The organism is Falsiroseomonas sp. CW058 (genome assembly GCF_050563535.1).
GTDB lineage: Bacteria > Pseudomonadota > Alphaproteobacteria > Acetobacterales > Acetobacteraceae > Falsiroseomonas.
On record NZ_JBNXUO010000048.1, the window covers coordinates 21,830 to 28,589 of the forward strand.

General features: G+C 72.4%; 4 protein-coding genes. 2 read left to right on the plus strand and 2 right to left on the minus strand.

The window, feature by feature from the left end:
* Positions 1-46: 46 nt before the first annotated feature.
* Positions 47-796, minus strand: a complete 750-nt coding sequence (locus ACK8OX_RS23735; RefSeq protein ID WP_430666751.1) for an MOSC domain-containing protein — start codon at positions 794-796, stop codon at positions 47-49.
* 125 nt (positions 797-921) lie between these two features.
* On the opposite strand from ACK8OX_RS23735, the gene clpB reads away from it, so the two are divergent.
* Both clpB and ACK8OX_RS23745 read left to right on the plus strand, forming a co-directional pair.
* On the plus strand, positions 922-3,522 hold the full coding sequence (gene clpB / locus ACK8OX_RS23740) for an ATP-dependent chaperone ClpB (RefSeq protein ID WP_430666752.1): 2,601 nt from the start codon (positions 922-924) through the stop codon (positions 3,520-3,522).
* Between the two features lie 172 nt (positions 3,523-3,694).
* Positions 3,695-5,374, plus strand: coding sequence for a Na/Pi cotransporter family protein (locus ACK8OX_RS23745; RefSeq protein WP_430666753.1), 1,680 nt, complete (start codon positions 3,695-3,697; stop codon positions 5,372-5,374).
* 20 nt (positions 5,375-5,394) lie between these two features.
* Here the strand turns inward: ACK8OX_RS23745 and ACK8OX_RS23750 are convergent, their stop codons facing one another.
* Complete coding sequence (locus tag ACK8OX_RS23750; protein WP_430666754.1) at positions 5,395-6,573, minus strand: M23 family metallopeptidase; 1,179 nt, start codon at positions 6,571-6,573, stop codon at positions 5,395-5,397.
* Positions 6,574-6,760: the final 187 nt, after the last annotated feature.

Here is a 6,760-nt window from a genome sequence, read left to right on the forward strand (position 1 = left end):
CCCGCCCTGGCGGGGAAGGCGGCGGCCGGCCCCGCCGGAAACGGCGCTACACCGGCACGATCGCGTCGCCCACCGCGACGCGCCCGCCTTCCAGCACCTCGGCATAGATCCCCATGTCCGCATGACCCCAGGCCTTGCGGAGCGCGAGCGGCACTGGCGCGTCGCGCGCGGCTGTTTCCGGGTTCACCTCGGTCGCGGCACAGCGTTGGATGCGCTTGAAGACGCGCAGCCTGGCGCCGCCCAGCAGCACCTCCCGCCCCAGCCAGTCGAATTCGGCGAAGGGGGGCGCGCCGGTGAACAGGATGTTGGCCCGGAAGCGCAGCGGGTCCAGCGCCTTGCCCATCTGCTCCTCCAGCGCCGCGACCGAGGCGAGGCCGATCAGCGAGACAGCCTTTTCCGGGATGTCGGTGAAGGCATGGCCCGGCGCCTCGGCCAGGGTCAGCGCGCCGCGCGCCTCCTCGCCCATGAAGGCGGTGATCCAGTCGCCGGCGGCGCGGCGGCCCTCGGCGGTCGAGAGATCGGCAGTCATGGCCACGTCGCCGTCACGCAGCAGCAGGGTGGCCGTCACCGGGTCGAAGGCGGTGCGAAGCCGCGCCACCTTCGCATTGGCGGCAAGGCAGGCGAAGTTGCGCTTGCGCATCCAGACGGGCGCCGCCGGGTCGAAGCCGGAATCGCCCTGCGCGAAGGCGAAGCGCCGGTCCTGCGGCACGCCTTCCCCGGGGGAGAGCGCCACCTCCTCCATCTCCTCGGGCGAGAGACCCTTCACCGGGTATCGGGTGATCCGTTCGATACGCATGGGTCGCCGTCGCCTTCCCCTTGAATCGCAGTCACCCGGCATACCATCATTCAGTCCATAGGCGATCCTCGCTTCGCCCGATCGGGGGGGTGGGGTGCCTGTCCGCTCACGAGAGGGACATTGGAATGGACATCGAGAAGTTCACCGACCGCGCCCGTGGCTTCCTCCAGGCCGCGCAGACCATCGCGATCCGCGAGTACCACCAGCGCGTCACCGCCGAACACCTGCTGAAGGCGCTGCTCGACGACGAGCAGGGCGCGGCGGCCGGGCTGATCCGCGCTGGCGGCGGCGACCCCGCGAAGGCCAAGGCGGCGGTCGAGGCGGAGCTTGCGAAGCAGCCCGCCGTCAAGGGCGGCGGCGCGGGCCAGCCGCAGTTCACGCCGGAGATCGTCCGCGCGCTCGACGCCGCGCAGCAGCTCGCGCAGCGGGCCGGTGACGAATTCGTGGCGCAGGACCGCCTGCTCCAGGCCATCGCCGCGAGCGACACGGGCGCGGGCCGCGCGCTGCGCGCCGCCGGCGCCGACCCGCAGAGGCTGGAGAAGGCGGTGGCCGACCTCCGAAAGGGCCGCACGGTGGGCAGCCAGAACGCCGAGGAGCAGTTCGACGCGCTGAAGAAGTACGCGCGCGACATCACCGAGGCGGCGCGGCAGGGCAAGCTCGACCCGGTGATCGGCCGCGACGAGGAGATCCGCCGCGCCATCCAGGTCCTCGCCCGCCGCACCAAGAACAACCCCGTGCTGATCGGCGAGCCGGGCGTGGGCAAGACCGCCATCGTGGAGGGGCTCGCGCTCCGCATCGTCAAGGGCGACGTGCCGGAGGCGCTGAAGGACAAGCGCGTCATGGCGCTCGACCTCGGCGCGATGGTGGCCGGCGCCAAGTACCGCGGCGAGTTCGAGGAACGGCTGAAGGGTGTCCTGAAGGAGGTGGAGGACGCCGCCGGCGACATCATCCTGTTCATCGACGAGATGCACACGCTGGTCGGCGCGGGCAAGGCGGATGGCGCGATGGACGCCTCCAACCTCATCAAGCCCGCCCTCGCCCGCGGCGAGCTGCACTGCGTCGGCGCCACCACGCTCGACGAGTACCGCAAGCATGTCGAGAAGGACGCGGCGCTGGCGCGGCGCTTCCAGCCGGTGCTGGTGGGCGAGCCGAGCGTGGAGGACACCATCTCCATCCTCCGCGGCATCAAGGAAAAGTACGAGCTGCACCACGGCGTCCGCATCGCGGACAACGCGCTGGTTGCGGCCGCGACGCTGTCCAACCGCTACATCACCGACCGCTTCCTGCCCGACAAGGCCATCGACCTGATGGACGAGGCCGCGTCCCGCCTGCGGATGGCGGTGGACAGCAAGCCCGAGGAGCTGGACGAGATCGACCGCGACCTCATGCGCCTGAAGATCGAACGCGAGGCGCTGAAGAAGGAGAGCGACGTCGCGTCCCGCGACCGGCTGCAGAAGCTGGAGAAGGAGCTCGCCGACCTCGAGGAACGCTCGCGCGAGATGACGCAGCGCTGGGAGGCGGAGAAGGCCAAGGTCGTCGAGAGCCAGAAGGTCAAGGAGGAGCTGGATCGCGCCCGCACGGAGGTGGAGCTGGCGCAGCGCCGGGGCGACCTGGCGAAGGCGTCCGAGCTGCTCTACGGCACCATCCCGCAGCTCGAGAAGAAGCTGGGCGCTGCCGGGGACGGCGATTCGCGCCTGGTGAACGAGGCGGTGACCGAGGAAGGCATCGCCGCCGTCATCTCCCGCTGGACCGGCATCCCGGTCGAGAAGATGCTGGAGGGCGAGCGCGCCAAGCTGCTGCGCATGGAGGACGAGCTGCGCCGCCGCGTGGTCGGGCAGGAGGAGGCGCTGGAAGCGGTCAGCAAGGCGGTCCGCCGCGCGCGCGCCGGGCTTCAGGACCCGAACCGGCCGATCGGCAGCTTCCTGTTCCTCGGCCCGACCGGCGTCGGCAAGACGGAGCTGGTGAAGACGCTGGCGCAGTTCCTGTTCGACGACGAGCGGGCGATGACCCGCATCGACATGTCGGAGTTCATGGAGAAGCACAGCGTCTCCCGCCTCATCGGCGCGCCGCCGGGCTATGTCGGCTATGACGAGGGCGGGGCGCTGACGGAAGCCGTGCGGCGCCGCCCCTACCAGGTCGTGCTGTTCGACGAGGTGGAGAAGGCGCATGACGACGTCTTCAACGTGCTGCTGCAGGTGCTCGACGACGGGCGGCTGACGGACGGGCAGGGGCGGACGGTGGATTTCCGCAACTGCATCATCGTGCTGACCAGCAACCTCGGCAGCCAGGCCATCGCGGAACTGCCGGAGAGCGCGGAGATCGAGCAGGCGCGCCCCGCCGTGATGCGGGCGGTGCGCGACCGCTTCCGGCCGGAATTCCTGAACCGGCTGGACGAGATCGTGCTGTTCCGGCGGCTTGCGCGCGGCGACATGGCGGCGATCGTGGACATCCAGCTCGGCCGGCTGCGGAAGCTGCTGGAGGACCGCAAGATCGCGCTCGACCTCGACCCCTCCGCGATGGAGTGGCTGGCCGAGGCCGGCTACGACCCGACCTATGGCGCGCGCCCGCTGAAGCGCGTCATCCAGCGCAGCCTGCAGGACCGGCTGGCGAACCTGCTGCTGGAAGGGAAGGTCAGGGACGGCCAGCAGTTGCGCGTCACCGCCGGCCCCGATGGGCTGGATGTGCGCCCGGAGGAGCCGCCGGCGGAACAGCGCGCCGCGGCTTGAGGCGCCGCCCCCCTTCGCCCACCGGGGCGAAGGGGGGCGATCGCCCGCGCATTCGCGGCCATGTCGCGGGGGCGCGGACCTCCCCCTTCCGTGCGGGGAAGGGGTCTTTTTCTCGCCACCCGGCGGGCCTACCCTTCCTGTTTCACTTTTATGACAGGAGGGGTGGTCCATCGTGTCGCAGGCGCTGCTGCTGGTCGAACTGGCGGGGGAGGCCGCGCTGCTGCTCTGGGGGCTGCACATGGTGCAGACCGGGGTCCAGCGCGCCTTCGGGATGCGGCTGCGCCATGTGCTGGGCGTCGCGCTGGGCGGGCGCGTGCGGGCGGCCTGCGCCGGCCTGCTGGCCACCGCCGCCCTGCAAAGCAGCACCGCCACCGCGCTGATGGTCGGGTCCTTCGCCGCCGGGGCGGGGGTGGCGCTGGCGCCGGCGCTGGCGGCGATGCTGGGGGCCAATATCGGGACGGCGCTGATCGTGGTCGCGCTGTCCTTCGAGGTCGCGGTCCTTGCGCCCGCCATGATCCTGGCCGGCGTCATCGCATTCCGCAGCGGCCGCGGCAGCCGCGCGCGGGATCTTGGGCGCGCTGCCATCGGGCTCGGGCTGATGCTGACGGCGCTGCACCTGCTCTCGGCCAGCATGGCGCCGGTGGAGCACTCGCCCGAACTGCTGCGCGTGCTCGATGCGGTGGCGCGGATGTGGCTGCCGAACCTGCTGCTCGCGGCCCTGCTCGCCTGGGCGGCGCATTCCTCGGTGGCGGCGGTACTGTTCATCGCCTCTCTCGCCGGCACCGGCGCGCTCGGGCCCGAGGCGGCGGCGGCGATGGTGCTGGGCGCCAATCTCGGCAGCGCGGTGAACCCGCTGCTCGGCGCGATGGGGGAAGCGGGGCCGGACCGGGCGCGGCTGCGCGTCGCGCTCGGCAACCTCGTCAACCGGCTGGCCGGGGTGGCGCTGGCGCTGGCGGCGATGCCGCTGGTCCTTCCCCTGTTCGGCACGGCGTCGGCCCTGCTCGCGGCGCAGCTGCACCTGGCCTTCAACCTCGCCACCGCCATCCTCGCCTGGCCGCTGCTCGGCGTGCTGGCACGCGGGCTGGAACGGCTGGTGCCCGACCGCCCGCCGGCCGAGGACCCCGGTGCTGCGCGCTACCTCGACCCCGACGCGCTCGGCACGCCGCCCGTCGCGCTCGCCAATGCCGCGCGGGAGGTGCTGCGCATCGCCGACACGGTGGAGGCGATGCTGGTGGCCTCCACCGGCGCCTTCCAGGAAGGCGACCGCGACGCGCCGAAGGCGGCGCGGCGGCTGGATGACGTGGTGGACCGGCTGCACCGGCAGGTGCAGGCCTACCTCGCCCGCATCCCGCGTGAGGCGCTGGGCGAGGACGACCTGCGCCGCCTGGAGGAGCTGCGGCTGTTCGCCGTCTCGCTCGAACATGCAGGCGATGTGCTGGAGCGGGACCTGCTGGCGCTGGCCGCCAAGCGCCACCGGCGCGGCTTCACCCTGCCTGCCGCGGTCGCGGCGGAGATCACGGGGCTGCACCTTCGCCTGCAATCGCAGCTGCGCCTCGCCGTCGCGGTCTTCATGCGCGAGGACGCCGAGGCCGCCCGCCGCCTGGTGCGGGAGAAGGAGGCCCTGCGCGAGGCCGAGCGCGAGGCGCTGCGCGGCATGGCCGAGGCCGCCGACCTGTCGGCGGCCGAGGGCGGCGCCGCGGCCGGGCTGCTGCTCGACGCCGTGCGCGACCTCCGTCGCATCTCCGCCCATGTCGCGATGATCGCCCATCCCCTGCTGGAGCGGCGCGGCGAATTGCTGCCGAGCCGCCTTGCCGGGGATCAGGGCCGGTCGGAGAGCCTGGCGGGCGCTTGATGCCGGGCGACCGCCGCGCCCTACTCCGCGAGCGCCACCTCCGTCCGCCCGGCCGAGATCAGGGCGAATTGCCGCGCAAGGTCGCGCCGGCGGTCATGGAAGCTGGCAAGCGCGGCCCCGCGCAGGCGCTCGCCGGAGGGAAGCTCCGCCCGCGACGGGTCGAGCGCCCGCCCGCCGGCGCGAACCTCGTAATGCAGGTGCGGCCCCGTCGACATCCCGGTCGAGCCGACATTGCCGATGACGTCCCCCTGCCGCACGCGGTCGCCCGCCGCCAGGTCCCGCGGCGTGCGCGACAGATGGGCATAGACCGTCTCGATCCCGCTGCCGTGCCGGAGGCGGACGGTGCGGCCATAGCCTCGCTCGAAGCGCACCGAGACCACCACCCCGTCGGAAGCGGCATAGACGGGGGTGCCGGTCGGGGCCGCGAAGTCCAGGCCCTCATGGCGGCGGCTGAAGCTCAGCACGGGGTGCTGGCGCATGCCGAAGCCGGAGGTGAGCCGCGCGCCATCGAGCGGCGTGCGCAGGAAGCCGCCGGACAACGGCCGGCCATCGCCGTGGAACCAGGCCGCCTCACCTTCCGCATCATGGTGCCGCCAGACCTCGACGATGCGGCCGGACAGGGTGAGTGCGGCGTGCAGCAACTGCCCATGGCCCAGCAGGTCGCCATCCGGGGCGCGGAGACGCTCGAACGCGACGGCGATCTGGTCACCCGGCTGGATGTCGCGCTGGAAATCCACCTCATGCGAAAGCGCGCGTATTAGACTGTGGACGAGCGGCGCGGGCATGCCGGCACGCGTCAGCGTCAGGAAGACCCCGCCGAGGATCGGCACCTCGATGCGGGCCAGATGGCGCTGGCGCGGGATGACATGTTCATCCACCGCCCAGGCAACGCCATCCCGTTGAAGGGCGATGGTGCGGCCTGGCGCCACCTCGATCTCCAGGGCGAGCAGGGCGTTGTCCCGGCCCGTATCGAGGCGCAGCCCGACCTCCTGCCCGACCGCCAGGCGGCGCGGCGGGAAATGCGGGGCAAGGGCAGTGACGGCCGCCGCGGCCTCGGCCCGCGCGACGCCGGCCCCCTCCAGCAGTTCCGCCAGCGTATCGCCGCGCCGCACGGTGACCACGCGCTGCGCCTCCCCGGGCGGTCCCGCGAATGCGGGGAGGGCGGCGAGGCTGAGGGCAAGGCAGAGGGCGAGCCGCATCGGCGAGGGTATCAATGGTCCGGTCCCGGGTGATGAGGCGCGGACCCTCTTGGCGAAGGGCAGGCAAGTCAACGGGTTGACCGCTGCGCGACCGAGACGGTGGAGAGTTTCGTCAAGGGTTTCCGGGTGGGATGCAGCCATGTCACGGATGCGTCAGGTGCGTGTTGACGGAGTTCCGGACCCGGCG

Bases quoted from the DNA above. Each gene is read 5' to 3' on its own strand.
- ACK8OX_RS23735 (WP_430666751.1), bottom strand. From the start codon at position 796: ATGCGTATCGAACGGATCACCCGATACCCGGTGAAGGGTCTCTCGCCC.
- clpB (WP_430666752.1), top strand. From the start codon at position 922: ATGGACATCGAGAAGTTCACCGACCGCGCCCGTGGCTTCCTCCAGGCC.
- ACK8OX_RS23750 (WP_430666754.1), bottom strand. From the start codon at position 6,573: ATGCGGCTCGCCCTCTGCCTTGCCCTCAGCCTCGCCGCCCTCCCCGCA.